The sequence below is a fragment of the Alteripontixanthobacter maritimus genome, assembly GCF_003340475.1.
Taxonomy (GTDB): domain Bacteria; phylum Pseudomonadota; class Alphaproteobacteria; order Sphingomonadales; family Sphingomonadaceae; genus Alteripontixanthobacter; species Alteripontixanthobacter maritimus.
In genome coordinates, this window is sequence record NZ_QBKA01000002.1 from 2,187,525 (window position 1) to 2,213,747 (window position 26,223).

The window sequence follows — 26,223 nt, forward strand, 5'->3', positions numbered from 1 at the left end:
GTGTTTTAGTTTTAGCTTGGGGCGAAAGTTTTATGTTTAGCCTCAAGCGCCGGCGGTCGCATTCGCTTCCTTAGGCTATCCTCGCGCTTCGCGCTGCGGGCAGCCCTTTGGGCCTATGACTGCCGTGATTGTATTTTGTTTGGCCTCAAGCGCCGGCGGTCGCGTCCGCTCCCTTAGGCTTCCGGCCTACCGGCCGGCGTGCAGTCGCACGCTGGACTGCCGTGACCAGGAACCGGAAGCTACGTAACTAGTTTAGCGCAAGTTCCGTTTGCGACCAGCAAACCAAAGGCCGGAGTCGAAGCCGAAGGCGTAGACGTGCGAAGCACAACTGCCCGGCCGCCCGAGCTTATGCGAGGAGGCAAGCAGGCCGGATGGCCTGCGCCCGCAGGGGCCAAACAAATAACGCGGATGCGAGCGCCCACCGCCCGCAGGGCCCCAAACAAAAAGTGATTACCCCCGAAGGGGCGTAATCACGCCGCTTCGGCTTCTTCCTGCGGATCGCGCAAGACATATCCGCGGCCCCATACGGTTTCGATGTAGTTTTCACCGCCGCATGCGTGGGACAGTTTCTTCCGCAGCTTGCAGATGAAGACGTCGATGATCTTCAGTTCCGGTTCGTCCATCCCGCCATACAGGTGGTTGAGGAACATTTCCTTAGTCAGCGTGGTGCCTTTGCGGAGCGAAAGCAGTTCCAGCATGGCGTATTCCTTACCGGTCAGGTGTACCCGCGCGCTGTCGACTTCGACGGTTTTCGCATCGAGGTTTACAGCCAGCTTGCCGGTGCGGATGATCGACTGGCTATGGCCCTTCGAACGGCGCACAACGGCGTGGATGCGGGCGACCAGCTCGTCGCGGTGGAACGGCTTGGTCACGTAATCGTCGGCGCCGAAGCCGAAGCTGCGAATCTTGCTGTCCATTTCGGCAATGCCCGACAGGATCAGGACCGGCGTCTGCACCTTGGCGACGCGCAGTTTCTTCAACACATCGTAGCCATGCATGTCGGGCAGGTTGAGATCGAGCAGGATGATATCGTAATCATACAGCTTGCCCAGATCGAGGCCTTCCTCGCCCAGATCGGTGGAATAACAGTTAAAGCCTTCCGTGGTCAGCATCAGCTCAATGGCCTTTGCAGTCGTTGGCTCGTCTTCGATCAGCAGAACGCGCATTGTGGGTAGCCCCCTTTTACCTGAACTCGCGTGGTAACAACTCGATAAGAGGTGTTGCCATGGATTAACCACACCGTTTGTGAAGAGAAAAGGTTAATTTTGAATAAAGGGTTTGGTTGTTGGGGTTGGCCACAAGCGCTGGGGGTTTTTTTGTTTGGTGTTTTTTGTTTAGCCTCAAGCGCCGGCGGTCGCGTCCGCTCCCTTAGGCTATCCTCACGCTTCGCGCTGCGGGCGGCCCTTTGGGCCTACGACTGCCGTCACCAGGAACCGGGGACGAGATAGATAGTAAAGCGTAAGTTCCGTTTGCGACTAGCAAACGGCAAGGCCGAACGGCCGCCCGAGCTTATGCGAGGAAGCCAAGCGAGCGGATGCGAGCGCCCGGCGTTTGAGGGTCTAAACAAATAACGCGACCGCCGGCGCCTGAGGCCAAAACAAAACACTCCACCCGCAGGGTCTAAAACACCCCCCCTCACATGCCCATCTTCTTGGCCCTTCGGCGCTGTACGCTCGAGCCTATCCCCATGGCCTCGCGATATTTCGCCACGGTGCGGCGGGCGATATCGAAGCCTTCGGATTTCAGCAGCGCTACCAGCTTGTCATCGGACAATATCTTCTTCGGCTCCTCCGCATCGGTCAGCGCCTTGATCCGCGATTTCACTGCTTCGCTGGAGGCACCCTCGCCATCTGCGCTGCCAACACCGCTGGTGAAAAAGTATTTCAGTTCGAACGTGCCGCGATTGCAGTGGAGATATTTGTTGCTGGTTACCCGGCTGACCGTGCTTTCATGCATATCGATGGCGTCTGCCACTTCGCGCAGGGTCAGTGGGCGCAATTCGGACACGCCGCCCCGGAAAAATCCTGCTTGCCGCTTCACGATTTCGGCTGCTGTTTTCAGGATTGTCTTCTGCCTCTGGTCAAGCGCCTTTAGCAGCCAGTGCGCGTCGGCCAGCTTCTCGTTCAGCCAGGCGCGACTGGATTTGTCGCGGCATCCATCGCGCAGTTCCACTTCGTAACTGCGATTGACCACCAGCCGGGGCAGCGTTGCTTCATTGAGCTTGATGTCCCAGCCGGTGCCGCCCTCGCTGCCATCATTCGCGCGGGCCCTGAGCGGTTTCATCAATATGTCCGGCACCACCGTGCCCGATTCCGTACTGCCGAAAGCGAGGCCCGGTTTGGGGTCGTAGCTGCGCAGTTCGCCCAGCATGTCGGCGAAATCTTCCTCGTCCACTTCGCACAGGCGTTTCAGCCGGTTTACATCGCCTTTCGCGACCAGTTCCAGATTGTCGATCAGCCGGGCCATGCAGGGATCGTAGCGGTCCGCTTCCTTCGCCTGCAGAGCGAGACATTCCGACAAAGTGCGCGCACCCACGCCGGTCGGGTCGAGCGATTGCACAAGCTCAAGTGCGCGCTCCGTTTCAGCCAGCGCGATGTCCAGATCCGCTGCCACGGATCGTAAATCGGTGGTCAGATATCCGGCCTCGTCCAGCAAGCCGATGATGTGCCGCGCAACGAAAGCTTCGCGTGCGTCGCGGGCGGCTGGACCGATCTGCGCTTCGAGATGATCGGCCAGCGTCGGGGCCGCTTCGCCCACATTGCCGAAATCCATTGCCTCGCCCGGCGCACCGCCGCCCGAAGCCGCGCTGGACCAGTCGGCGTCGCCCGTATCACGGTCCCGGTCCAGCGCACTACTGTCGATATCGAGCGCCGCCTCGCCGCCGGCATTGGGTTCGCCATCTGCGGAACGCTCGGCCTCTGCAGGCCCCGAAACGGTATCCGCCGCATCGCCCTGTTCGCGGCGGACCTCGCCCGCTTCCAGCAAGGGATTGGCTTCCAGCGCCTCGCCGATAAAGGTTTCGATTTCCAGATTCGACAGCGCCAGCAGCTTGATCGCCTGCTGCAGCTGCGGCGTCATCACCAGTGACTGGCTTTGCCTGAGGTCGAGGCGTGGCCCCAAAGCCATGGCTTACAACGTAAACCCTTCGCCCAAATACAGGCGGCGCACATTCTCGTCCGCCACCAGCGCTTCGGGCGTGCCCGCGAACAGCACCTGTCCGCCATAGATGATGCAGGCGCGATCGACGATTTCCAGCGTCTCGCGCACATTGTGGTCGGTTATCAGCACACCGATGCCGCGCGTCTTCAAATCCTTCACCAGGTCGCGAATATCGCTGATCGACAGCGGATCGATTCCGGCAAACGGTTCGTCGAGCAGCATGATGGACGGTTTTGCCGCAAGTGCGCGCGCAATTTCGCAGCGGCGTCGTTCACCGCCCGAAAGCGCCATGGCCGGGCTGGAACGCAGCCGTGCCAGCCCGAATTCCTCCAGCAGGCGTTCAAGTTCAGCAGCGCGCATACCCTTGTCCGGCTCGGCCATTTCGAGCACGCAATTGATGTTCTGTTCTACGGTCATGCCGCGAAATATGCTGGTTTCCTGCGGCAGATAGCCAAGGCCGAGAATCGCGCGGCGATACATCGGCAGCTTCGTCACGTCCTCCCCGTCCATCAGGATACGGCCGCTATCGGGACGCACGAGGCCCATGATGGAATAGAAGCACGTCGTCTTGCCCGCACCGTTCGGCCCTAGCAGGCCGAGCACTTCGCCCTTCCCGACGGTAAGCGAAATATCCGACAGGACCGCACGCTTATCGTAAGATTTGGCGATGGAAATCACTTCCAGCCCGCCCTGCGGCGGAAGTGGCTGCACCGCCTGATCCGGCTCCGCGGCGGTGGGATGGTCGAGGGTATCGGCGCTGTTCGTCATATCCGGAGACTTAGCATTACGAACGCTGGTGGAAAGCCCGCTGGGAGTTTTTTGTTTTGGCCTTGCGGGCGCGAGGTTTTGTTTTAGCCTCAAGCGGTGTTTTTTGTTTTGCCTCAAGCGCCGGCGGTCGCATTCGCTCCCTTAGGCTATCCTCGCTTCGCTGCGGGCGGCCCTTTGGGCCTATGACTGCCGTAACCTGGAACCGGATCCAAGATTGCGAGGGTAACGCAAGTTCGGTCCGCGACCAGCGGACCGCAAGGCCGAACGGCCGCCCGAGCTTATGCGAGGAAGCCAAGCGAGCGGATGCGAGCGCCCGGCGTTTGAGGGGCTAAACAAAAACGCCCGGATGGTCCCCGCCCGCAGGGTCTAAACAAAAAACGCCGGCGCTTGAGGCTAAACACCCCCCGCATCCCCCCAACTTGCCAACCCGCACATGTTTTGACAGGATGGCATTCCAATACGCTCTGGGGAGAGTCGATTATGGCGTGGGTCAAACCGCAGGCTGCATCGCAGCACACCGCCCGCACGGCAGTTGGCGACAGCCAGCGCGCGCATGCGCACGCCCTCGATTGGCGACGCCGGATGAGCGATCATGTTGCCTATGCGCTGCTGGTCTATACCGGCCTGCAGATTTTCATGACCACTGCCGCGCTGAAGGACGGTGCGCCCGGCATTCTTCCCTATCTTGTGCTGGTGGTACTGGTGGCCGCGATCATTCCGGCCTGCCGCTGGTTCGAACGGCGATGGCGCTTTCTGACTGACGAAGCGGCGCACGACCCGGCATTGCGGGGGGAGTTCATGCGCGATGCTGCAGGACTGTGGCTGATGGCCATCGGGCTGCCGGCCATCCTGACCGCCCTGTTCCGCGCCATCCTTTAACACGCTTTGCGGGCAGCCCAGACTGGGTAATTCGCTCGCCGGATGTCAATACTGCTAGAGGGCGGTGAACTCACTGGTGTGTTGTGCTGCGCCCTGCCCCGCATTAGGTCGCTTCGATGATTAACAAAGCCACCGCGCTCGACCGCTCCCAGCAATTGATACAGTCCGCCATGCGTCAGGGCGCCGATGGTGCGGACGCCGTCGCGCGCGCTTCGTCGAGCGAGAGCGTGTCGGTCCGGCTGGGCGCACTGGAAGATGTGGAGCGCAGCGAGAGCGAGGCGATCGGGCTGCGGGTGTTTGTCGGCCAGCGTTCCGCCAGCATCAATACCAGCGATTTCGCCAGAGATGCGCTGGAAGAAATCGCCGCTCGCGCCGTTGCCATGGCCCGCGCTGCGCCGGAGGATCGCTACGCAGGTCTCGCGCCGCAAGACCTGCTGGCAACCGGCGACCTGCCCGAATTGGACCTTGAAGACAGCGATGACGAACCCGGTCCGGAAGCCTTGCGCGAACGGGCCATCGCCACCGAAACCGCCGCGCTCGATGTCGATGGAGTAACCACCAGTGTTTCGGCGAGCGCAACCTTCGCCCGCAGTGTTGCCGCGCTCGTCACCAGCCACGGGGTAGCTGCCGCCTATGCCGCAACGAGCCACGCGCAGGGTGCGGCCATGATCGCGGGCGAAGGCGCGGATATGCAACGCGATTACGAATATCGCGCGACCCGACATTTCGAAGACCTGCCCTCGCCTGCCGACATCGGCGCAGAGGCAGGGCAGCGCACCGCCGCCAAGCGCGATCCCGGCCGCTTGCCGAGCGGACCGATGCCGGTGGTATTCGATCCCCGCGTCGGCAGTTCGCTCGTCTCGCATCTGCTCGGCGCGATGTCGGGTGCTGCGGCGGCGCGGGGAACCTCGCTGCTGCTGGACCGGATGGACGAACCGCTGTTTGGTCCGGCGATACGCATCATGGATGACCCGCACCGATTGCGCGGCCATCGTTCTCGCCCTCTCGATGGCGAAGGGCTGCCTACCAGCAAGCGCGCGCTGGTCGAAGGCGGGAAAGTAACCGGTTGGCTTACCAATGCCGCCGCGGCCAAACAGCTCGGCATCGGCCTGACAGGTCACGCGGCGCTCGGTTCGGGAGGCGCACCGGGCATTTCAGCCAGCAATGTCTATCTCGAACCCGGCACAATATCCGTCCGCGATCTGATCGCCGATATCGAACGCGGCGTGTTCGTGACCGAACTGATCGGCCAGGGGATCAACATGGTGACCGGCGATTACAGCCGTGGCGCGAGCGGCTTTCGCATCGAAAACGGCGAGATTGCCGGGCCAGTGACGGAGTTCACTATTGCCGGCAATTTGCTGACCATGTTCCCCGCCCTTCGCGCTGCAGACGATCTGGAATTCAAGGGCGGGATCGATGTGCCCACGCTGCGTGTCGATGGCATGACCGTGGCGGGGGAATAACATGACGCGTGACATCGGAACAGCTGCCCACACTTGGCTTGCAGCTTTGCTCATCGCCCTGTCGGCCTTGCTTTTCGTTGCACCCGCGAGTGCCGCAATGCTGCCCTCGCTCGACACCGAGGTGGCGGAGCCTGCCCCCGAAAACGAGCCTGCTGCGCAAATCGACGACACGCAGGATGCGGGTGCCGACAGGCGGATTGCCAACCGGATCGAGGATATCTTCGCCGCTCTGCCTGCCTTTGCGGATACGACCGTCACTGTGGATGGCGGCGTCGTCACGCTCGCAGGCACAGTGCCGGACGACACCGATATCGAGCGCGGAGCCGAGATTGCCGGCCGTGTTGCAGGCGTGGTTACTGTCGAAAACCAGCTTGAGCGTAATGTCTCGGTCGATGATGGGCTCGCCTCGCTTGGCGGGCTGCGCGATATGGCGGAAAGCTTCCTCGAAATGCTGCCGCTGATTGCGCTGGCCGCAGGGGTAGCGTTTGCCATCGGGCTGATTGGCTACCTTATCGCCGGGCTGACCGGGCTGTGGCGCCGGATCGCACCCAATTCCTTCCTCGCCGAATTGCTGGCGAGCGCCATCCGGTTCGTGTTCATCGTTGGCGGCATCGTGATCGCGCTGGACATGATCGGCGCCAGTGCATTGCTCGGCGCGGTGCTTGGCGGGGCCGGCGTTATCGGGTTGGCCCTGGGGTTTGCGTTGCGCGATACGGTGGAGAATTACGTCGCCTCGCTGATGCTCAGCCTGCGCCAGCCATTTCGCGCAAACGATCATGTCCTGATCGACGACATGGAGGGCCGCATCATCCGCCTGACCAGCCGCGCCACGGTGATGATGACGCTGGACGGCAACCATTTGCGCATCCCGAATTCGACCGTCTTCAAGGCAGTGATCCTCAACTACACCCGCAATCCGCAGCGCCGTTTCGAATTCGACTTAGGCGTGGATGCCGATGACGATCCACGGGCCGCACGCAAGGTCGGCAAGGCCGCGCTCGACGCATTGCCGTTTATCCTCCGCGACCCGCCATCGGAAGCGCGCATTATCGAGGTCGGCGATTCCAATATCGTCATCCGCTTCCTGGCCTGGATCGACCAGAGCCAGGCGGACTTCTTCAAGGCGAAAACCCGCGCGATCCCTGCCGTAAAGGACGCGCTGGAAGGCGCCGGGTTCGGCCTTCCGGAACCGATTTACCGCCTGCGTTTCGATGAACGCACCATGCCCCTGCCGTTTGAAACCATCGAAAAGGCGAAGCCGAAGAAGGGTGATCCGGAACCCGCTCGGGAAAAAGCCGCACACGCCGATGTTACAGTTACCGAAGCGGACGAGGATGTCGCGCCGCAGGACGAGGTCGCCCGCATGGTCGATCGGGAACGGTCGGCGCAAAGCGACGAGAACGATCTGCTGGACGAAGGTCGTCCGGTCGAATGAGCGCGCATAAACCCGGCGACCCTACCACGCTGAACCGGTTGTACGGGCGTTCGGTTGGCAAAGCCCTGCGCGCGGGTCAGCAACAAATGGTCGAGGAACTGCTGCCGCGCATCGCGGTCCCGGAAGACGGCCCAGTCACGGCGGAGCGATTGTTCGGACGCGATATGCCGCTGCATTTCGAAATTGGCTTCGGCGCGGGCGAACACATGGCGGACCGCGCCGATATGTTGCCCGATCACGGCTTCATCGGGGCCGAGCCCTATCTGAACGGCGTGGTGGGCGCGCTCGGCCACGTGAAGGATCGCGGGCTGACCAATATCCGCATCCAGCACGGCGACGCGCTGCAGGTGCTGGACCGCGTGCCGGACGGAACGCTCAGCTTCGTCTATCTGCTCCACCCCGACCCCTGGCCCAAGGCACGCCATGCCAAACGGCGCATGGTCAATGACGGTCCGATCCAGATGATCGCGGACAAGCTCAAGCCCGGCGGCGAATTCCGCTTCGGCACCGATCACGACGTCTATCTCCGGCACGCGCTGATGGTGATGCAACGCTTCACCGGCAGGCCGGATGCGCCGTTCGAATGGCTGGCCGACGGCCCCGAAGCTTTCCAGAACCGCCCCGGCGGATGGAGCGAAACGCGATACGAGAAAAAGGCTCGCGAAGTGTTCGAGCACGAAGTGTGGTATTTTCGATACCGGCGGCGGTAGGAGTTGACGGCTCCGGTATATGCACCAAAGATCAGGCGGGCGTTCCCAACTCGGTTTCCGCTTGCGTCATATAGTCGCGCGTGAATGGCAGGGCGCGGCGATCCCGGGTGTACTGGATCTGACAATTGCACATTCCGCCATATTCGAAACTTGCCGCAGCGCCCGCCAGGTAGAATGTCCACATCCTGAAAAACCGCTCGTCGTACATCGCCTCGATCGCCTCACGATGGACCATGCAGTTGGCGTACCAAGCGCGTAGCGTCTTGGCGTAGTGCAGTCGCAACATCTCGGTATCGGTCGCAATCAGGCGGTATTTCTCGCTCGCCGCGACCGTTTCGGACAATGCCGGAATATAACCGCCGGGAAAGATATATTTTCGCGTGAAGGCATCGGTGGTTCCTGGCGAACCAATCCGACCAATCGTGTGCAGCAGCATCACACCGGTATCCGCCAGCAAGTTCGCGCAGGTCTTGAAAAACGTATCGAATTGCGGCCGGCCGACATGTTCGAACATACCGACCGATACGATCCTGTCGAACCGTCTGCCGCTGGCTGGAAGGTCGCGGTAATCGGCGAGTTCGAACTGGACCCGTTCTGCAACACCGGCTTCCTCGGCCCGCTCCATCGCCAGCGCCAGTTGTTCCTTCGACAATGTAATGCCGGTGACTGTGACGCCGAACCGGCGGGCCAGGTATATTGCCATTCCGCCCCAGCCGCACCCGATGTCCAGCACCGTCTGGCCGTCCTTCAAAGCAAGCTTCGCGGCGATATGTGCCAGCTTCGCCTCCTGCGCTTCTCCCAGCGTGCTGACGCCGTCCGCCCAGTAAGCGCAACTATATTGCATATGCTCGCAGTCGAGCATCAGGCGGTAGAGATCGTTGCCGATATCGTAATGATGCGCGACATTGCGCTGTGCACCGAGGCGGCCGTTGATACCCTCACGCGCGAAAGCCAGCCGATTGGTAACGCGGCGCACCAGCCGCGGATTGCCGATGCTACCGCCCCTGTCCCATGGCGCATTGGAACGCAGCAATTCGACCAGTTCCATGATCCCGCCGCGTTTGAGCGTAAGACGTCCATCCATAAAGGCTTCCGCCGCGCCGAGCCGCGGATCGAGCATGATATCGCGCGGAACTTTGGCATCGGTGAAGATCACCGCCACATCGGGGAACCCCTCGGCAGGGCTGCCGAATACGCGCTTCGTACCATCGGCAAAACTGACATCCAACGTACCCCGCTGTACGATGGAGGCGAGGTAGCGGCTGACCAGCGACTTGCTCATGCCCAAGACGCTAAGCAGCTAATCGCATGATATCCAGCGCAATATTTACGCCGTTTACGCAAGTTCGGCTATTGACAGCTGCGCTGTCAGGGAAGGCCCCTTGGACCTACCCCACCACCCCCGCGCTCGCCAAGACAGCCAACGTCAGCACATCGGGCGCGATGGCCGTCATCGGGGCGATCTGTACCGGTTTTTCCATTCCGACCAGCATCGGGCCAATGGTCGCGTTACCGCCCAGTTCGCGGAGGATCTTGGCTGACAAATTGGCGGATTGCAGCCCCGGCATGACCAGCACGTTGGCCGGGCCGGACAGGCGGCTGAACGGGTATAGCGCCATCACGGTCGGATTGAGCGCGGCGTCCGGTGCCATTTCGCCTTCATATTCGAAGTTCACCTCTTCTGCATCGAGGATGGACACCGCCTCGCGGATGGCTTCCAGCCATTTCCCGCTCGGATTGCCGAACGTGGAATATGACAGGAAGGCGACGCGCGGGGTGTGCCCCAGTCGCCTGGCCACCGCAGCAGTTTCCTTGGCGATATGCGCCAGTTGCGTGGCGGAGGGTCGCTCGTTGATCGTGGTATCGGCCATGAACGTGGTGTGGTTCTTGCCCAGCATCATGTGAATGCCAAACGGCAGCGCGTCCTCTTTCGCATCGAGCACGAGATTAATTTCGCGAGCGGACTGCGCAAAGGTACGGGTAAGGCCCGAAATCATCGCATCGCCATGGCCCAGCGCAACCAGCAAAGCGGCAAACACGTTGCGTTCCTGATTTACCAGTCGGCGAACATCGCGTTCCGTATAACCGCGCCGCTGCAGCCGTTCGTAGAGAAATTCGACCATCGCGGGCACGTGCTTGCTATCGCGCGAATTCTGGATTTCGAAGCTGGAGGGATCATCCACCGCCAGTTCGACCAGCTTCGCGTGCACCTTCTTGGTGCGGCCGACGAGCACCGGGGTGCCGTAACCGAAATCGCGGAACTGGATGGCGGCGCGCAGCACCACATCTTCCTCCGCCTCGGCAAACACCACGCGCTTGGGATTGTTCTTGGCTTGCTCGTACACGCCCGTCAGCACCGAAGTGGTCGGGTTGAGCCGGCCCTTCAGTTCGAGCCGGTATGCTTCCATATCCTCGATCCGGGTCTGCGCCACACCGGAATCCATTGCGGCCTGCGCCACCGCAGAGGACACCACTTCCATCAGACGCGGATCGAAGGGGGCAGGAATGATGTAGTCGCGCCCGAACTGGTGGTTGGTGCCGTAAGCCACTGCCACTTCCTCCGGTACGCGCTGCCGCGCCAGCGCAGCGATGGCATGGGCCGCGGCGATCTTCATTTCCTCGTTGATGGCAGTTGCCCGCACGTCGAGCGCGCCGCGGAAGATGAACGGGAAACCCAGCACATTGTTGACCTGGTTGGGATAGTCTGACCGGCCGGTAGCGACAATCGCGTCGGGGCGGACCGCCTTGGCCTCGTCCGGCATGATTTCGGGCACCGGATTGGCCATGGCGAAGATGATGGGATGTTCGGCCATCTTGGTCACCCATTCAGGCTTCAACGCTCCGGCAGCCGATAGGCCGAGGAAGATATCCGCACCGTCCAGCGCCTGTTCCAGATCGCGCGCTTCGGTGGGGGTCGCGTGCGCGCTTTTCCATTGGTCCACGTCGGCGCGACCGGGATAGATTGGGCCGCTGCGGTCGCATACGATCACCTGGTCGGCCGGGATGCCCATTGCCTTGACGAGCGCGGTACAAGCAAGCGCAGACGCGCCGGCACCGTTCACCACCATCTTCACGTCCTTCAACTCGCGCCCGGTCAGATGGCACGCGTTGATGATCCCGGCGGCGGCGATGATGGCGGTGCCATGCTGGTCGTCATGCATGACCGGAATATTCATCCGTTCGCGCAGGGCCTGCTCGATCACGAAGCATTCGGGAGCGGCAATGTCTTCCAGATTGATCCCGCCGAAAGTCGGCTCCATCAGGGCGACTGCTTCGATGAACTTTTCAGGGTCCTCGGTATCAAGTTCGATATCGATGGAATCGACATCGGCGAAGCGTTTGAAGAGGACCGCTTTCCCCTCCATCACCGGCTTGGACGCCAGCGCGCCCAGATTGCCGAGACCGAGAATGGCGGTACCGTTTGAAATTACCGCGACGAGGTTGGAACGCGCGGTATATCGCGCGGCATTGGCAGGATCCGCTGCAATTGCCTCGACCGGGGCGGCGACACCGGGGGAATAGGCAAGCGACAGGTCGCGCTGGGTCGCCATCGGCTTCGACGCGACGATTTCCAGCTTACCGGGCCGGATCGTCTCGTGATAGAACAGCGCCTCACGCGTGGTGAAGTCGCTGGTCGAACCGTCGGTGTTTTCGTCGCTCAATGCATAGCCCCTTGCCGTAACGTCGCGGTGGTATCTGGTGTGTTTCGGGCGCGATAAACGCTGCGCCGGACAAGGGATAGGGGAAAGGGCGCGCACTGTCGCTTCCCGAATCGGTAACGGGCGGGCAAGCCTTGCAGAATGGCCCGGCCCGAACCCACCAAGCTTACCCCGATGATGGCGCAATACCATGCGCTGAAGGCGGAGGCATCGAAGGACGGCGACGATCACCTGCTGTTCTACCGGATGGGCGATTTTTTCGAACTGTTCTTCGACGATGCGCGCAAGGCCGCGGCGGTGCTGGATATCGCGCTTACCAGCCGGGGGGAGAAGGATGGCGAACCGATCCCGATGTGCGGGGTGCCGGTGCATTCGGCGGAAGGCTACCTCGCCCGTCTGATCCGCGCCGGTTGCCGGGTGGCGATTGCCGAACAGACCGAAACGCCTGCCGAGGCAAAAGCGCGTGCCAAGGCCGAAGGGACCCCTGTGTCCAAGGCATTGGTGGCGCGCGACATCGTACGGTTCGTGACGGCAGGCACGCTGACGGAAGACGCGCTGCTGGAATCGCGCCGCGCCAACGTGCTGGCTGCAGTGTGCGAAGTGCGCGGCACATTCGGCCTCGCGGCCTGCGATATCTCAACCGGCCGGATGGAGCTGGAAGAATGCGAAGAAAGCGCAGTCGACGCAGCACTGGCGCGGCTTGGCGCAAGCGAGATTGTCGCGCCGGACGACATGCGTGCCGCGTCCCCCGAACATATCGCTCGCCCGAAATCGGATTTCTCTAGCGATGCAGGTGAGGATCGGTTGAAGGCGATCCACGGTGTGCACACGCTGGACGGGTTCGGCCAGTTCACCCGCCCGATGCTGGCCGCGGCAGCCGGACTGATTGCTTATCTCGACCATGCCGGGCGCGGGAAGCTGCCACTGCTACTGCCACCCGTCTCCCGCTCCAGCGCCGCACATCTTGCGATGGATGCAGCGACACGGGCCAGCCTGGAAGTTCTGGAAGCGCAATCGGGCGGGCGGGCCGGCAGTCTGGTCCATGCGATCGACCGCTGCGTGACGGGCGCAGGTGCCCGGCAATTGGCGGAAGACCTGTCGGCACCGTTGCGCGACCGTCCGGCAATCGAGGCGCGGCTCACACTGGTGGCATGGCTCCGTGGCGATCCGCTGCTGCGCGGCGACTTGCGCGGCATGCTTCGCAGCCTGCCCGATATCGGGCGCGCGCTGGGCCGGGTGGTGGCGGCACGTGGCAGTCCGCGCGATCTTGGCCAGATCCGCGATGGCCTGTCGGAAGCACGCCGCATTTGCGATGTGCTGGCAACAAAGCCGGACCGGCCCGCTTTGCTGGAAACCCTGATGCCGCAAATGACCGGTCATGGCGCGCTGACTGACCGTTTATCCCGCGCTTTGATCGCTACGCCGCCAACCTTGCGCGATACAGGCGGTTTCATCGCGGAAGGCTATGACGCGGCCCTCGACGAGTTGCGGGAGATGTCGGGCAATTCCCGCCGCGCCATCGCCGCCATGGAAGCCCGCTACCGCACCGAAACCGGCGTCGACCGGTTGAAGATCAAGCACAATGGCGTGCTCGGATATTTCATCGAAGTGCCCGCCAAACATGGTGATGCGTTGATGGCGCCCGATAGCGGCTTCACCCATCGCCAGACGATGGCAGGCGCAGTGCGCTTCAACTCGGTAGCCCTGCACGAGGAAGCCGCCCGCATAGCCGAAGCGGGCAGTCACGCCCTGGCTGCCGAAGAAGCACATTTCGAGGAGCTGTGCGGCATGGTGAGCGAGGCGCGGATCGCCATTGCCGCGACCGCCGATGCCATGGCGCGCATCGACGTGGCAGCGGGGCAGGCAGAACGCGCGGCGGAAGGCGAATGGTGCAAGCCCGATCTGCTGGACGACGCACCCTGCCTGGAAATTAGCGGCGGTCGTCATCCGGTGGTGGAGGCGGCACTGGCGGAAGGCGGGGACCGGTTCGTGGTCAATGACTGCCAGCTTGGTCCGGATGACCGGCTATGGTTGGTCGGCGGGCCGAATATGGGCGGCAAATCTACGTTTCTGCGGCAGAATGCGCTGATTGTGTTGCTCGCGCAGGCGGGCGGTTTCGTGCCAGCCGCTTCCGCCACGATCGGAATTGTCGACCGCCTGTTCAGCCGCGTCGGCGCATCGGACAATCTGGCGCGCGGACGTTCCACCTTCATGGTCGAGATGGTGGAAACCGCCGCGATCCTGTCGCAGGCGACCGAGCAAAGCTTCGTCATCCTGGACGAGGTGGGGCGCGGTACATCCACCTATGACGGGCTGGCGCTTGCCTGGGCAGTGGCCGAGGCGGTGCATGAGACCAATCGCTGCCGCTGCCTGTTTGCCACGCACTATCATGAATTGGCGCGATTGGCGGAAACCTGCCCAGCGCTGTCGCTGCACCATGTGCGCGCCCGGGAATGGAAGGGCGACCTCGTGCTGCTGCACGAACTGGCGAAGGGACCTGCGGATCGCAGCTACGGCCTCGCCGTGGCGCGGCTGGCAGGCGTGCCGGATCCGGTGGTAAATCGCGCAAAATCGGTCCTCGCCAAGTTGGAGAAGGGCCGCGCGGAAACCGGCGGCCTGGCAGCCGGGCTCGGCGATCTGCCATTGTTCGCCATCGCGGCAGAAGCAGAACAGGAAGAATGCGATATCTTGCGCGAGCGGCTCGATACGCTGGATATCGATGCGCTGTCGCCGCGCGATGCGCTGGAAATCCTGTATGAACTCAAGCGGGAAGCAGCGGCTACCGATAATTAACCGGGCGCTGGTAAATCTGCGATCATGTTCAGTTATTTGTTCAAGAACCGCTGGATGGCGCTGATCTTCGTGCTCACCGGTGCATATGGCGCGGCCACACTCGTCGGCACCGAAGAGGATGAGGGCCTGGTCGTAAAGACCGCGCAAAAGGTCGAGGAAAATCGCAGCCGCGCGAGCGGCGGAGACTGGGGCGATGTCGAGGCTTTGCCGCCCGAACCGCGCGAATATGAAGAAGACGGCGCAATCGACGAACAGCTCGCCAATCCATGGGCCGTGGACGGCGACGAAATCTCCCCTGACGAGTTCAGCGAACCGTTTGTCGATGGCTTACCGATGGACGCTGGAACGGGTTTCGAACCTACTCCGATGGATGATCCCGCTCCAACAGTGCAGGGATCACCATTGGCAGGGCCAGCCGGGCTCGTTATCCTGCCCGAGTGACCAATAACAAAAACAGCAGCAACGATCTTGCTGAAAAGCGCACCGATATGGCGGAAGATCGGACCGACTGGGCCGAAGACCGCACAATTCAGGCGACCGAGCGCACATTTGCCGGATGGTTGAGAACGGCTTTCGCTGCCATCGGGATTGGCCTTGGCTTCCGTGCCGTATTCGGCGAGTTCGAACCGCCATGGTTGGCACAGGCCATTGCGACTGGATTTATCGTCATGGGCGGCATTGTTGCCTTTACTGCCCAGCAGCGCGCTTGTGCGAGCTTGGCGCATTTATCGACCCACGCCATTCGGGCCCCTGCAACACGCCATATGCGCATTCTCAGTTATTGTGTAACAGCGGCGGCGGTCGTTCTGGTCGTCGCGCTTTGGTGGTTGCACGAACCGACGCAAAGCGGGACCGCCTAACTCTTCTCATGTTATAGCGCGGTCAGGTTCCATCACCGCGCAAGCCATCGGGTTTTGCAGCCTTGCCGAATTTATCGACATTGTCATCGTGGTTCGGTTCGCCGCGATAGGCGTCCATGTCGATCCGGCCAGAGCTTTCCATGTCGCGCATATGATCGATGACGTCCTTCGTAGAATCGTCCTCTGGATTTATGCCGCCCTTGGGCTTGGTGCTTTCGGTCGGGCTGGCGGATTTGCCGGCATTCTTCCGCGCTTGCTGCGCCACCTCCTGCGCCTGTTCGCGGTGATCGTCCTGCTCGTCATTATGCGTTTCGGGGGCAAGGTTCGCCTGGCGTTCTTCCTGGCTCAGCGGTTCGGTTTTTTTACGGTCGGTCATGAAATACTCCTTTCCGAGATAACGAGCGCGCGGTCACACCCGTTCCCCAAAGTGGCTGTTCCCTGGAGCCGTTCGTTCCCGCATTACCGTGTCGGTACCGGCAGCTCGCCTGTATAATCGTAGAAACCGCGGCCCGTCTTGCGGCCCAGCCAGCCTGCTTCGACATATTTCACCAGCAGCGGCGCGGGCCGGTATTTGCTGTCGCCGGTAGTGTTGTAAAGCACCTGGATGATCTCATAACACGTATCCAGCCCTACGAAATCCGCTAGTTGTAGCGGACCCATCGGATGGTTGAGGCCCAGCCGGCACCCCTTGTCGATATCTTCGATACTAGCGGTCGATTGGCCCAGCACGAACACCGCCTCGTTGATCATCGGCAGCAGGATACGGTTCACGACAAAGCCGGGTTCGTCTTGGCTCAGCACCACTTCCTTGCCCAGACTTTCGGCAAATTCGACGGTGGTCTGGGTCGTTTCAGGCGAGGTCGCGAGGCCGGGAATGACCTCGATCAGACCCATAACGGGCACCGGGTTGAAGAAGTGCAGTCCGATAAACCGGGCCGGATCGGGGGCGGCATTGGCCATGCGGGTGATCGGGATGGAGCTGGTGTTGCTCGCCATGATCGCATCGTCGGCCAACTTCTTGCCAGCCTTTTCGAAGATCGCGAGTTTTATCTCCTCCCGCTCAGTCGCGGCTTCGATAATCAGGTCCGCGCTGTCCATCTGCTCGTAATCGCCCACGGGCGTGATGCGCGATAGGGTTGTTTCGGCGTCCGCAATCTCGATCTTGCCGCGCCCGACCAGCTTGCCCAGCGCGCTTTCGATGTCGCCATGTGCCTGTTGCGCCGTGGGAAGATCGATATCCGCCAGCAGCACATCCATACCGCGCGCAGCCACGGTTTGCGCGATGCCGCGGCCCATTTGGCCCGCACCGATAATGGCGATCTTTTTCATCGAATATTTCCTTCGCAAGTGCAGCAATTGTGGCCGCACTAGCGAAAGGATGCCACCCTGCCTAGCGGCTCGCGCTTTGCCGTGGGTTGCTCGCCTAACGGCTCGCGTTGCGCCGTGGGGTTGCTCGCCTAACGGCTCGCGCTGTCTTGTTAGGTTGCTCGCCTAACGGCTCGCGCCGGGAACCCAGGTCACGTCGGCGCGGCCATCGTCGTTAAGTGCGCGGGCGAGGACGAACAGGTAGTCGGACAGGCGGTTGATATAAGTCAGCGCGGCAGGATTGACCGGCTCTGCATGAGACAGCGCGACCATTGCGCGTTCGGCGCGGCGCGTGCTGGCGCGGGCAACATGCACCCGGGCGGCAGCTTCCGACCCGCCCGGCAAGACGAAGCTGGACAGTGGTTCCATCGCCTCGTTCAGGGTGTCCATCCGGCGTTCCAGCCAGTCCGATTGGTCCGGTACCATGCGCAGAACCATTTCGCCGGGCGTGAAATCCTCGCCGCCTATGTCGCCTAGCGGAGTCGCAAGATCGGCTCCAAGATCGAACAGGTCGTTCTGAATGCGGGTCGCATCGCCTCGGTTATCGCCTTCCAGCACCACAACGGCAAAGCCTATGGCGCTGTTCGCTTCGTCAACCGCACCGATCGCAGCGATGCGCGCTGCGTCCTTCGCGATGCGTGATCCATCAACCAGGCCGGTCGAACCGTCATCGCCGGTGCGGGTGTAGATCTTGTTGAGCTTGACCATCTGCTGTGCGCCCGCGCTCTAGCGCGAAACAACCAGCAGGATGCCCACGGCTATAATGGCGAGCGCCTGAAACTTGATGCGGTTGAACATCATCTTGTTCTGTTTGACCTGCATCGCCGTTGCCCGCGCCTCTTCCGTAGGGCTGTTCAGATCGAGTTTGGTCGATTGCATAAACGCCACAATCCCGCGCACAAGCGAGACAACTACCAGGATGCACAAGATGACGATGACGACGATGAGGAATGTTTGCATGAGTGCGATGTAGGCCTCAGCGAAGTGAAATACCAGATGGCAGCTCACCTGCCCGCAACCGTTTTGCAATCGCGCGCCCGTCCTCCCCCGCCAACCTGCGATCCGCCAGCGAAGGAGAGCCTTTGCGCTTGGCAAGCTTGGTACCGTCAATATCGCGCAACAGCGCATGATGGTGCCAGATCGGTACCGACAGGCCGAGCAATTCCTGCAAAATGCGGTGATACGGCGTCGACGCGGCAAGATCGGTCCCCCGCGTCACCAACGTCACCCCGTCGGCCGCATCGTCCAGCGTCACCGCCAGATGATAGCTGGCAGGTTCTTCCTTGCGCCAGATCACCGGATCGCCGAGCGTTTCAGTCACAATACGATGTTTGCCCGAAAGCCGGTCGGTCCAATCCAGCGGTCCCGTCAGGGCGGCCGCCTTCGCCATATCCAGCCTCACCGCGTATGGTTCGTCGAGCGATCGCCGGGCATTGCGGCAGGTACCGGGGTAGGTTTCGGGCGAAAGACCCTGCGCCTTTTGCGCCGTCCGCACCTCGGTTCGCGTGCAGGTGCAGGCATAGGTAAGGTCCATCGCCACCAGCCGATCGAGCGCGCTGCGATAGCTGTCGATGCGCTGCGACTGGGCGGGCACTTCTTCGAACGTCAGGCCAAGCCAGGCCAGGTCTGCGCGCGCGGTTTCGGCATGCCGATCGCGGCTGCGTGCACCGTCGATATCCTCGATCCGCAGCAAGAAGGTCCCTCCGCTCGCCTGCGCCAGATCATGCGCCACGATGGCGGAAAAAGCATGACCCAGATGCAGCGGTCCGTTGGGGCTCGGCGCGAAGCGGGTAATGTATGGGGGGTTGTCTGCGCTGTGCATGAGCCTGTGTAACAGGGTTGACGCCATTTGGTGCAAATGCTGCGTTCGGTGAAGGAGGAGACATATACCGGCATGTTCAAGGCCGACCTTATCGACAGCGCCACCGCGATGCGTAGCGCAACGGGCGATCCGACCCGTAACCTGGCAGCCTGCCCGGCGCTGGTTCTGAACGCGGATTACACGCCGTTGTCCTATTATCCCTTGAGCCTGTGGCCGTGGCAGACCGCGATCAAGGCAGTCTTCCTCGACCGGGTGGATATCGTGGAATGCTATGACCGGGAAGTGCATTCGCCCACGCTGGACATGCAGGTGCCCAGCGTGATCGCGCTGCGGCAATACGTCAAACCGAGCGAATTTCCCGCCTTCACCCGCTTCAACCTGTTCCTGCGCGACCGGTTCGCCTGCCAATATTGCGGCAGTCCGGACCACTTGACGTTCGACCATGTCGTCCCGCGCCGCCTTGGCGGGAAAACGACATGGGAAAACATCGTCGCCGCCTGCGCGCCGTGCAACATGAAGAAAGGCGGGCGCTCCCCCGACAAGGCGAAGATGCACCCCGCTCTGAAACCGATCCGCCCGACCAGCTGGCAATTGCAGCAACGCGGTCGCAGCTACCCGCCCGGGCACTTGCATGAAACTTGGCGGGACTGGTTGTATTGGGATGTCGAGCTGGAGGCTTGAGCTGCTACGTCGCAGCGCGCTCCAGTTCGGCCATCCGGCGGTTGTGAAGCCCCGATAGCGTCAGCAACGCGGTGATTGCACCGATCACGCACATCAGCATATCCCACTGTGTGTCCCACTGATCGCCTTGCGTGCCCAGAAATTCGTCCGCACCTTGTCCCAGCGCCATCGCTGCACCGAATTCCAGCAGTTCGTAGGTAGCACTCACAGCCAGGCAACTAGCGGTTACCAGCACAGCCAATAACGCGCCGGGGCGCAGCCCGCCCCATCGTACCAGCAATTCGCGTAGCACGATCGCAGGGACGAACCCCTGTATAAAGTGCCCGAAGCGGTCGTAGGGATTGCGCGCCAGTCCGAGCCAATCCTGCACCTCAAAACCTATCGGGACGCGGGCATAAGTATATGCGCCGCCAAGCAGCAGGACGAGGCCATGCAGTCCGATCAAAGCTACGGCCAACACAGTGAGCGGAAAACGCTGCGCTGTCAGCCACAGGATCGGTATTGCAATAAGGACTGGTGCCACCTCCATCCACCATGTCGCACGGTCATACGGGTCCCACCCCGATGCGACGAGGCCGATCAGCCACGCAATGCTGACGGCAATAAGAACAAGGCGCGAACCGGATTTTGTCATGTCACTGCCGCGCGCTTGCGAAATTCGGGTGTATTCCACGCGCCGGTAGTTACTATCTCCGCCAGCGCTTCAACCGCATTATAAACGTCTTCGTATCGCAGATAAGCAGGTGCGAAGCCGAAGCGCAGTATGTCTGGAGCGCGGAAGTCTCCGATGATGCCGCGCGCGATCAGGGCCTGGCAGATGGGGTAGGCGTGTTCGTGACGATAGGAGAGCTGGCTGCCGCGCTGCACGGGGTTGTGAGGGCTGGCCAGTTCGAGATCGGATAGCCGTTCCGCGATGGCGCCGCTTGCAAACTCGCTCAACGCCCGCGATTTGGCGACCAGTGCGCCCATGCCCAGCTCCGCGATCAGATCGACGCCCACTTCCAGCGCGGCCAGTCCGAGAATCGCAGGCGTTCCGGCCAGCAGCCTGTCCACACCGGGCGCTGGGTCGTAATCGTCGGAAAATTCGAACGGGGCGCGGTGGCCGAACCAGCCGGTCAGTGGCTGCTGCAAGCCTGCCTGATGGCGCTGGGCGACGTAGGCAAAAGCCGGCGCGCCCGGCCCACCGTTCAGATATTTATACCCGCAACCGACCGCAAAATCCGCGTTGCAGCCACCCAGGTCTACCGGCACGCCGCCCGTGCTGTGCGACAGATCCCAAAGGACCAGTGCGCCCGCATCATGTGCAGCCTTGGTCAGCCGCTGCATATCGAGCATCCGCCCGGTCTTGTAATGCACGTGGGTCAGCATCAGCAGCGCGACATCATCATCCAACGCCGCCATGATCGCGTCCACATCGGCCAGCCGCCGCCGTGCCAGCCCCTGCGCTTCGAGACCTGCAATCATGTAGATGTCGGTTGGGAAATTGCCTGGTTCGGACAGGATCACCTTGCGCCCGGGCCGAGCGGCAAGTGCTGCCGAGATCAGCTTGAAAATGTTCACCGAGGTAGTGTCGCAGGCGATGACCTCATCCTGCGCTGCCCCAATCAGTGGTGCGAGTTTCGCGCCGACGCGTTGCGAGAGGGTGAACCAGTCCGCCGTATTCCAACTGCGGATCAGCCCCTCGCCCCATTCCTGCCGCACCACCTGTTCCATCCGCCCCGGCGTCGCCTTGGGCAGCGCGCCCAGCGAATTGCCGTCGAGATAGACCACCCCTTCAGGCAGGTCGAACAAGTCGCGCGCGTGGCGCAGGGGGTCCGCCGCATCGAGTTCCCGTGCCCGTACAAGATCGGTCATGGCAATTCCCGCAGGATTGCTCGGCACGGCGCGGCGTCGCCGCCGACCACTTTCAGGGGCAGCGCAATCAGCTCGTACCGGCCTTCCGGCACGTCATCCAGCACCAGCCCTTCCAGGATCCGCATGTCGGCTTCCAATACGGCCTTGTGCGCGGCGATGCTCTTGCTGTCCTGCGGATCGACCGACGGCGCATCGGTGCCGATCAGGCGCACGCCCTGCAAGGCCAGCCATTCGATGGTTTCGGGCGCGATGGCGGTAAAATTGCTGCCCCATTCCTCATGCGGAAAGGAGTCGAACGTGCGGAACAACACGCGATCCGCGCTTTCGATATGCGGCAGGTCGCCCACGCCCACTTCGCTGCCGGCACCGCGCGCATCGACTACCAGACATTCGCCAATAAACGGCGCGAGGTCCATCGCGGCGGCATCGATACCGTCCGCCGCATAGTGCAGCGGCGCGTCGGCATGGCTGCCCGAATGCGTGGTCATGGTGAGTTTCGAGACATTGACGGGGCTGCCATCCTCCATCAGCCAGGTCCGCTCCTGCGCCCATTTGGTATCACCCGGCCATACCGGCAAACCGGGGCGCAGCCGCTGAGAAATATCCCAGATGCGGCGTTTGTCGTCGGTAATCGCGCTCACGCCATGTTCCTCATAGTGCTGTCCTGACCGAAAGCAGTTCGGGAAAGAATACCTGCTCCAGCACCTTGGCCAGATAGGGCACGCCCGCGCTGCCGCCGGTGCCGCGTTTGAAGCCGATAATCCGCTCCACCGTCTTCAGATGCCCGAACCGCCAGCGCTGGAAATGGTATTCCAGATCGACCAGCTTTTCGGCAAGTTCGTACAGGTCCCAATGCTGGTCCGGAGTGCGGTAGATTTTTGCCCATGCCGCTTCCAGTGTGGGTTCGTGCTGCCACGGTGCCGACAGGTCGCGCTCCATCGCATGCTGTGCAATGTCGAACCCGCGCCGCGAAAGCAGCCGGGCCGCCTCGTCATACAGGCTGGGCCGGGCCAGTTCCTTGCGCAAACCTTCCGCCACATCGGGCGTAGCTTCGTGCATCGTCACCATATCGGGATTGCGTCCGCCCAACACGAATTCCATCAGGCGATACTGCGCCGACTGGAAGCCGGAGGATTGGCCAAGATGCGGGCGCACGAGCGAGTAATCGTGCGGCGTCATCGTGCTCAACACATCCCAGCTGGCAATCAACTGCCCCTGTGCCCGCGCCACACGCGAAAGCATCTTGAAGGCAGGGCGCAGATCATCTGCCACGATCTGCGCGCGCGCTGCTTCCAGTTCGTGCAGGCACAGCTTCAGCCACAGCTCGCTCGCCTGATGGACGATGACGAACAGCATTTCGTCATGCGCGTCCGACAGCGGATGCTGCGCCGCCAGCAGCCGGTCGAGATCGAGATAGGAAGCGTAGGTTATGTCGGAAGGCATGGTCTGAGCCTATAGGCGCAAATGCGCGTCCAGTGGAACCGGCGCGGCTCAGCCTTCGATAATGCGCGTTTCCGGATGGTGCTTATCGAGATGCTTGCGGATGATACGCAGATTGCGGGTGTTGGACCGGAACACGAGATCCGCCGCGTCGCCCACCAATGGCACCGCGCCAACGGCCGTATCGATCGCGATATTGCCGGCCATACGCCATAATTTCCACTTAGGCATACCCAGATTACGGGCCTCCCACACGATATAGGCACCCATCGCGGCGGTCAGAAGATCGCCGACAACAGGTATCAAACCCACGATGGAATCAAGGCCGATCGGATAATTCGTACCCGGAATGGTCATGCTGCGTTCGAGCAGTTTCTCCATCGCCTCCACCCGCTTGCGCACCGAGACAGGATCGTTGCCCGTTGGAATTTCCAGCCGCATCTGCTGCGCCTGCCGGGCATCGGTTTGCCGGTACGGGGTCAACTTGGGGTCGGTCACGCGCGTCTCCTCGGCGTTCTAGATGGGGCGCAGCGCAAGGGGCGGCAAGGGATGGAAGCTCCAGCGGTTCTCGACGAACCCGTCCACCGTACTGCGCACCAGCGACCAGCGGATTGGTGCGCCCAATGGAATGAAGCCGCCATCCTCCAACAGGACCGTCTCGGCCCGCGCCATGAGATCGTTACTGGCCGCGAGGTCCGGAATGGCAAGACTTTGCTGCACCAGCAGGTCGGCTTCGGGCGAGCACAGCCCGCGGCCCAACGAACAGTGAAACTGGTTGAGAAACCAGCGTGCATCGCCGTAACGCGCCGTCCGGTCGACCAGAACGAGGTCGGGCCGCGAACTTTCGTCAGCCGCAATAAGGTCGATACCGATTTCATCGAGATCGGATGCCAGCTCTCGCAGGAGAATATCAGTTCCGGGTCCGGCGGGCATTTGCAGGGTCAGCCTGGGGCGTCCGCCAGTGCCATCATCGTAGATTGCGACACGGCGCGCGGCCTCAGCCTGCCTTTGCTCCAGCGAAAGGCCGTCCCACCGCTGCGTGACAGAAATGCCGTCCGGATCCAGCCCGTCCGGTACCAGCCTGGTGGAAGCCACCCAGCCGTCGATATTGAACGGTTCGAGCAAGGTCTCGCGGTCGATCGCCATTGCAATCGCCTCACGCCGCGCCGGATCGGACAGCAGCCCGTCGGCGCGTTGCACGCGCAGCCCGAACAGGCCGATTGCCGGATCCAAGCGCACCGTGCCTCGCGCAAGTGGTCCGGTGTCCACCAGCGGCAGGCTGGCAAGGCGTCCGCCAAGCACCAGATCGACGCCGCCTTCGCCGAACGCGTCGATCGCGGAGCGCGCGTCCATTCCCGATATCGCAACCGGGCGGACCAGTTCCCGCCAATCCTCGATTTCGGGCAGACCGCGGCGTTCAGGCGGCAGGAGAACGAGTTCGCGAACCATGTCCGCGCGGGAAGCTTGCTGGTTATTACCTGCCGTAGGGCCTCGTGCAGCAAACATCATCGGCCCAGCGCCGGCCTGTTCGCGCACGAGGCCCAGTTCGGGCTGAGCCAGCAAATGCAGGAAATCGGGCATCGGACTGGTCAGACGTATTTCGACCACCCGCTGCGTCATCGCGCGGATTTCGTCTAACTGGGCAAGATCCAGGCCGAGCGATGTTCCTTGCAACGCGGACATGCTGCGCATCAGCCCTGCCCGCACATCGTCAGCCGTCAGCTTGCGCTCGTCCGGCCATTCGGTGTTTCGCAGACGGAAGAAATAGCTGAGGCCATCGTCGGTCACGATCCAGCTTTCCGCCAGGGCAGGCACTGTCGCGCCCGCTGCGTCGAGCGCTACCAGGCCTTCGCTCGTGGCGGCCCGCACATGTTGGGCCGGTTGGCCGATGCGCAGGCCAGCCTGGAAGGGCGCTTCGGCTGCGCCTACGAAAGCAACATTGAGAGCCGCATCCTCCGCAGCACTATCGCACGATACCAACAGCGCGCCCGCGATCAGGATCAGGATCTGGGGAAAGGTGCGCGGCATGAAATGGGAGTAGGTGGCGAACCTGCGCTCCGCAATGGGACGTGTCGCAATGGTCGTCGAAGAAAATAGCCGACCTGCGGCAATAACGGGTTAAAATTAGAGTTTGCGTATGTTTTTCAATTTATCGGCATCGGATGCCGGATGCGCTATCGGGGTTCGTACGAACCGTGGGGCAACCGTTTCCGAACTGGTCACGGGCGCGCGGACTTCCTTCGCATCGATCTCATTTGCAAAGGCGATCCCGAAGCGGTTGTCCTGCACCCATGCCACACTGCCATCGACCTTGCCGACATTGCGCAGTTCAATTTCCAGCTTGGCCCCGCGAACCACCTGCAAATCGCCTTCGGCCATCATGCCGCCGGACGAAAGGTTGCGAATTTTGACGCGATATGTGTCGTCGGACCCGTCAAAACGCACGTTTGCCATCATAAACAGGCTGTCGCGCGAAAGTGAACGAGTATCGACCGCTGACATGGCTAAACAAGAACCCCAGTTTATCGTTGCATCACCGCTTGCGGCGACCCCGACCTGTTAGCTGGGCAATCGATAAAATAACCTTAAACGCCGGAATCGTTCGACGGGGGGTACCTCGAAAAACCTGGCAGTCAGACTTCGCGCGAAACCTTCTCACGTCGCTCATGCGCTTCCTGCGCCTCGACCGTCATAGTCGCGACGGGCCTCGCGAGCAGCCGCGCCAAGCCGATCGGATCGCCGGTTTTTTCGCAATATCCATAGTCGCCATCGTCGATCCGGCGGAGTGCGGCGTCGATCTTGGAAATCAGCTTGCGCTGGCGATCACGGGTGCGCAGTTCGATACCCCAATCCGTTTCGCTGGAAGCGCGGTCGTTGGCATCGGCCTCACGGATCGGTCCGTTCTGCAAGGATTGGAGGGTCGCATTGGCGGCATCATGGATCGAAGCCTTCCATTCTATGAGCAGGCGGCGAAAATAATCGCGCTGCGCATCCGACATGTATGTTTCCGAAATTGTCGGAACATAGTCGCTTTCATCGCCCTGCCCGGCGGCCACAGACCGGCGCGCATGTTCGAGAATATCGATCTCGTCCGAGGTGTCCGGTGGCATCTTGTCTGGCATCTGACCCGTTTCTTCCCAATTGCTTAAGTCGACAGGATGGAGTGCTGATAGCGGTCTTCCGCTTATCCGGCAGCCAATTGGCGGGCCTATACGTTTGCGGTCAGCCAGCCGCAAGAGTTACGTTTGCCAAGAACAACATAAGCCATTTGCACGATCCAATCGGACGGCCTTGTTAACTATTTATTGACCATAAACGTTTTGAACGGACTC

General features: G+C 61.8%; 26 protein-coding genes. 8 read left to right on the plus strand and 18 right to left on the minus strand.

The window, feature by feature from the left end:
* Nucleotides 1–470: 470 nt before the first annotated feature.
* From ctrA to lptB, 3 genes are all read right to left on the minus strand, one after another.
* Entirely contained in the window at nt 471–1,166 is a 696-nt protein-coding gene (gene ctrA / locus HME9302_RS10750) for a response regulator transcription factor CtrA (RefSeq protein ID WP_115367013.1), read from the minus strand.
* Nucleotides 1,167–1,635: 469 nt separating this feature from the next.
* A complete protein-coding gene (gene rpoN, locus HME9302_RS10755; protein ID WP_115367014.1) occupies nt 1,636–3,126 on the minus strand; it encodes an RNA polymerase factor sigma-54 in 1,491 nt (496 codons plus the stop codon).
* Between the two features lie 3 nt (nt 3,127–3,129).
* Complete coding sequence (gene lptB, locus HME9302_RS10760; RefSeq protein WP_230079970.1) at nt 3,130–3,927, minus strand: LPS export ABC transporter ATP-binding protein; 798 nt, start codon at nt 3,925–3,927, stop codon at nt 3,130–3,132.
* Nucleotides 3,928–4,407: 480 nt separating this feature from the next.
* Between lptB and HME9302_RS10765 the strand changes: the two genes are divergently transcribed.
* From HME9302_RS10765 to trmB, 4 genes are all read left to right on the plus strand, one after another.
* A complete protein-coding gene (locus HME9302_RS10765; RefSeq protein ID WP_230079971.1) occupies nt 4,408–4,806 on the plus strand; it encodes a hypothetical protein in 399 nt (132 codons plus the stop codon).
* Between the two features lie 116 nt (nt 4,807–4,922).
* Nucleotides 4,923–6,272 (plus strand): TldD/PmbA family protein, encoded by a 1,350-nt coding sequence (locus HME9302_RS10770; RefSeq protein WP_115367015.1) that lies wholly within the window; start codon nt 4,923–4,925, stop codon nt 6,270–6,272.
* A gap of 1 nt (nt 6,273) precedes the next feature.
* Entirely contained in the window at nt 6,274–7,707 is a 1,434-nt protein-coding gene (locus HME9302_RS10775; protein ID WP_115367016.1) for a mechanosensitive ion channel family protein, read from the plus strand.
* Nucleotides 7,704–8,417 carry a tRNA (guanine(46)-N(7))-methyltransferase TrmB gene (trmB, locus tag HME9302_RS10780; RefSeq protein WP_115367017.1) on the plus strand — a complete coding sequence of 238 codons (714 nt, stop codon included), beginning with the start codon at nt 7,704–7,706 and terminating at the stop codon, nt 8,415–8,417. The genes HME9302_RS10775 and trmB overlap by 4 nt, the downstream gene beginning before the upstream one ends.
* A gap of 31 nt (nt 8,418–8,448) precedes the next feature.
* Here the strand turns inward: trmB and HME9302_RS10785 are convergent, their stop codons facing one another.
* Complete coding sequence (locus HME9302_RS10785; RefSeq protein ID WP_115367018.1) at nt 8,449–9,699, minus strand: SAM-dependent methyltransferase; 1,251 nt, start codon at nt 9,697–9,699, stop codon at nt 8,449–8,451.
* A gap of 106 nt (nt 9,700–9,805) precedes the next feature.
* Nucleotides 9,806–12,079, minus strand: coding sequence for an NADP-dependent malic enzyme (locus tag HME9302_RS10790; protein WP_115367019.1), 2,274 nt, complete (start codon nt 12,077–12,079; stop codon nt 9,806–9,808).
* A 138-nt stretch (nt 12,080–12,217) separates the two neighbouring features.
* Here HME9302_RS10790 and mutS point away from each other — a divergent pair, with 138 nt between their 5' ends.
* The 3 genes from mutS to HME9302_RS10805 are packed head-to-tail and all read left to right on the plus strand — an operon-like array spanning nt 12,218 to nt 15,729.
* Nucleotides 12,218–14,869, plus strand: a complete 2,652-nt coding sequence (gene mutS / locus HME9302_RS10795) for a DNA mismatch repair protein MutS (RefSeq protein ID WP_456061807.1) — start codon at nt 12,218–12,220, stop codon at nt 14,867–14,869.
* A gap of 24 nt (nt 14,870–14,893) precedes the next feature.
* Nucleotides 14,894–15,310, plus strand: coding sequence for a hypothetical protein (locus HME9302_RS10800; RefSeq protein ID WP_115367020.1), 417 nt, complete (start codon nt 14,894–14,896; stop codon nt 15,308–15,310).
* The gene (locus HME9302_RS10805) at nt 15,307–15,729 is read left to right on the plus strand and encodes a YidH family protein (RefSeq protein WP_230079972.1); all 423 of its coding nucleotides are present in this window, start codon (nt 15,307–15,309) and stop codon (nt 15,727–15,729) included. Before HME9302_RS10800 ends, HME9302_RS10805 begins: the two co-directional genes overlap by 4 nt.
* 22 nt (nt 15,730–15,751) lie before the next feature.
* Here HME9302_RS10805 and HME9302_RS10810 read toward each other — a convergent pair whose 3' ends face one another.
* From HME9302_RS10810 to gluQRS, 5 genes are all read right to left on the minus strand, one after another.
* Complete coding sequence (locus tag HME9302_RS10810; RefSeq protein WP_115367021.1) at nt 15,752–16,105, minus strand: hypothetical protein; 354 nt, start codon at nt 16,103–16,105, stop codon at nt 15,752–15,754.
* An 83-nt stretch (nt 16,106–16,188) separates the two neighbouring features.
* On the minus strand, nt 16,189–17,058 hold the full coding sequence (locus HME9302_RS10815; RefSeq protein ID WP_115367022.1) for a 3-hydroxyacyl-CoA dehydrogenase family protein: 870 nt from the start codon (nt 17,056–17,058) through the stop codon (nt 16,189–16,191).
* Between the two features lie 162 nt (nt 17,059–17,220).
* Nucleotides 17,221–17,802 (minus strand): cob(I)yrinic acid a,c-diamide adenosyltransferase, encoded by a 582-nt coding sequence (locus tag HME9302_RS10820; protein ID WP_115367023.1) that lies wholly within the window; start codon nt 17,800–17,802, stop codon nt 17,221–17,223.
* Nucleotides 17,803–17,820: 18 nt separating this feature from the next.
* A complete protein-coding gene (locus tag HME9302_RS10825; protein ID WP_115367024.1) occupies nt 17,821–18,054 on the minus strand; it encodes an HIG1 domain-containing protein in 234 nt (77 codons plus the stop codon).
* Nucleotides 18,055–18,070: 16 nt separating this feature from the next.
* Nucleotides 18,071–18,943, minus strand: coding sequence for a tRNA glutamyl-Q(34) synthetase GluQRS (gluQRS, locus tag HME9302_RS10830; protein WP_230079973.1), 873 nt, complete (start codon nt 18,941–18,943; stop codon nt 18,071–18,073).
* Between the two features lie 45 nt (nt 18,944–18,988).
* On the opposite strand from gluQRS, the gene HME9302_RS10835 reads away from it, so the two are divergent.
* Nucleotides 18,989–19,597 (plus strand): HNH endonuclease, encoded by a 609-nt coding sequence (locus HME9302_RS10835; RefSeq protein ID WP_115367690.1) that lies wholly within the window; start codon nt 18,989–18,991, stop codon nt 19,595–19,597.
* Between the two features lie 4 nt (nt 19,598–19,601).
* On the opposite strand, the gene HME9302_RS10840 is transcribed toward HME9302_RS10835, so the two are convergent.
* From HME9302_RS10840 to dksA, 8 genes are all read right to left on the minus strand, one after another.
* Nucleotides 19,602–20,231 (minus strand): DUF2238 domain-containing protein, encoded by a 630-nt coding sequence (locus HME9302_RS10840; RefSeq protein WP_115367026.1) that lies wholly within the window; start codon nt 20,229–20,231, stop codon nt 19,602–19,604.
* Nucleotides 20,228–21,451 (minus strand): kynureninase, encoded by a 1,224-nt coding sequence (kynU, locus tag HME9302_RS10845; RefSeq protein ID WP_115367027.1) that lies wholly within the window; start codon nt 21,449–21,451, stop codon nt 20,228–20,230. The genes HME9302_RS10840 and kynU overlap by 4 nt, the downstream gene beginning before the upstream one ends.
* Nucleotides 21,448–22,092 carry an arylformamidase gene (gene kynB / locus HME9302_RS10850; protein WP_326833168.1) on the minus strand — a complete coding sequence of 215 codons (645 nt, stop codon included), beginning with the start codon at nt 22,090–22,092 and terminating at the stop codon, nt 21,448–21,450. Before kynB ends, kynU begins: the two co-directional genes overlap by 4 nt.
* Nucleotides 22,093–22,102: 10 nt before the next feature.
* Nucleotides 22,103–22,894: a tryptophan 2,3-dioxygenase gene (locus tag HME9302_RS10855; RefSeq protein ID WP_115367028.1), complete on the minus strand. Its 792-nt coding sequence runs from the start codon at nt 22,892–22,894 to the stop codon at nt 22,103–22,105.
* Nucleotides 22,895–22,942: 48 nt separating this feature from the next.
* The gene (locus HME9302_RS10860; RefSeq protein ID WP_115367692.1) at nt 22,943–23,332 is read right to left on the minus strand and encodes a DUF4112 domain-containing protein; all 390 of its coding nucleotides are present in this window, start codon (nt 23,330–23,332) and stop codon (nt 22,943–22,945) included.
* A 75-nt stretch (nt 23,333–23,407) separates the two neighbouring features.
* Nucleotides 23,408–24,919, minus strand: a complete 1,512-nt coding sequence (locus HME9302_RS10865) for an ABC transporter substrate-binding protein (protein WP_230079974.1) — start codon at nt 24,917–24,919, stop codon at nt 23,408–23,410.
* 96 nt (nt 24,920–25,015) lie between these two features.
* On the minus strand, nt 25,016–25,345 hold the full coding sequence (locus HME9302_RS10870; RefSeq protein ID WP_230079975.1) for a PilZ domain-containing protein: 330 nt from the start codon (nt 25,343–25,345) through the stop codon (nt 25,016–25,018).
* Nucleotides 25,346–25,524: 179 nt separating this feature from the next.
* Nucleotides 25,525–26,013, minus strand: coding sequence for an RNA polymerase-binding protein DksA (gene dksA, locus HME9302_RS10875; RefSeq protein ID WP_230079976.1), 489 nt, complete (start codon nt 26,011–26,013; stop codon nt 25,525–25,527).
* Nucleotides 26,014–26,223: the final 210 nt, after the last annotated feature.

Coding starts and splice junctions, on each gene's coding strand:
- HME9302_RS10860 (WP_115367692.1), bottom strand. CDS start 23,332: ATGCGGCTGGAAATTCCAACGGGCAACGATCCTGTCTCGGTGCGCAAG.
- HME9302_RS10800 (WP_115367020.1), top strand. CDS start 14,894: ATGTTCAGTTATTTGTTCAAGAACCGCTGGATGGCGCTGATCTTCGTG.
- HME9302_RS10840 (WP_115367026.1), bottom strand. CDS start 20,231: ATGACAAAATCCGGTTCGCGCCTTGTTCTTATTGCCGTCAGCATTGCG.
- dksA (WP_230079976.1), bottom strand. CDS start 26,013: ATGCCAGACAAGATGCCACCGGACACCTCGGACGAGATCGATATTCTC.
- trmB (WP_115367017.1), top strand. CDS start 7,704: ATGAGCGCGCATAAACCCGGCGACCCTACCACGCTGAACCGGTTGTAC.
- gluQRS (WP_230079973.1), bottom strand. CDS start 18,943: ATGGCGTCAACCCTGTTACACAGGCTCATGCACAGCGCAGACAACCCC.
- HME9302_RS10855 (WP_115367028.1), bottom strand. CDS start 22,894: ATGCCTTCCGACATAACCTACGCTTCCTATCTCGATCTCGACCGGCTG.
- HME9302_RS10870 (WP_230079975.1), bottom strand. CDS start 25,345: ATGGCAAACGTGCGTTTTGACGGGTCCGACGACACATATCGCGTCAAA.
- HME9302_RS10775 (WP_115367016.1), top strand. CDS start 6,274: ATGACGCGTGACATCGGAACAGCTGCCCACACTTGGCTTGCAGCTTTG.
- HME9302_RS10835 (WP_115367690.1), top strand. CDS start 18,989: ATGTTCAAGGCCGACCTTATCGACAGCGCCACCGCGATGCGTAGCGCA.
- lptB (WP_230079970.1), bottom strand. CDS start 3,927: ATGACGAACAGCGCCGATACCCTCGACCATCCCACCGCCGCGGAGCCG.
- HME9302_RS10785 (WP_115367018.1), bottom strand. CDS start 9,699: ATGAGCAAGTCGCTGGTCAGCCGCTACCTCGCCTCCATCGTACAGCGG.
- HME9302_RS10865 (WP_230079974.1), bottom strand. CDS start 24,919: ATGCCGCGCACCTTTCCCCAGATCCTGATCCTGATCGCGGGCGCGCTG.
- HME9302_RS10770 (WP_115367015.1), top strand. CDS start 4,923: ATGATTAACAAAGCCACCGCGCTCGACCGCTCCCAGCAATTGATACAG.
- ctrA (WP_115367013.1), bottom strand. CDS start 1,166: ATGCGCGTTCTGCTGATCGAAGACGAGCCAACGACTGCAAAGGCCATT.
- rpoN (WP_115367014.1), bottom strand. CDS start 3,126: ATGGCTTTGGGGCCACGCCTCGACCTCAGGCAAAGCCAGTCACTGGTG.
- HME9302_RS10765 (WP_230079971.1), top strand. CDS start 4,408: ATGGCGTGGGTCAAACCGCAGGCTGCATCGCAGCACACCGCCCGCACG.
- kynU (WP_115367027.1), bottom strand. CDS start 21,451: ATGACCGATCTTGTACGGGCACGGGAACTCGATGCGGCGGACCCCCTG.
- HME9302_RS10815 (WP_115367022.1), bottom strand. CDS start 17,058: ATGAAAAAGATCGCCATTATCGGTGCGGGCCAAATGGGCCGCGGCATC.
- HME9302_RS10810 (WP_115367021.1), bottom strand. CDS start 16,105: ATGACCGACCGTAAAAAAACCGAACCGCTGAGCCAGGAAGAACGCCAG.
- mutS (WP_456061807.1), top strand. CDS start 12,218: ATGGCCCGGCCCGAACCCACCAAGCTTACCCCGATGATGGCGCAATAC.
- HME9302_RS10825 (WP_115367024.1), bottom strand. CDS start 18,054: ATGCAAACATTCCTCATCGTCGTCATCGTCATCTTGTGCATCCTGGTA.
- HME9302_RS10820 (WP_115367023.1), bottom strand. CDS start 17,802: ATGGTCAAGCTCAACAAGATCTACACCCGCACCGGCGATGACGGTTCG.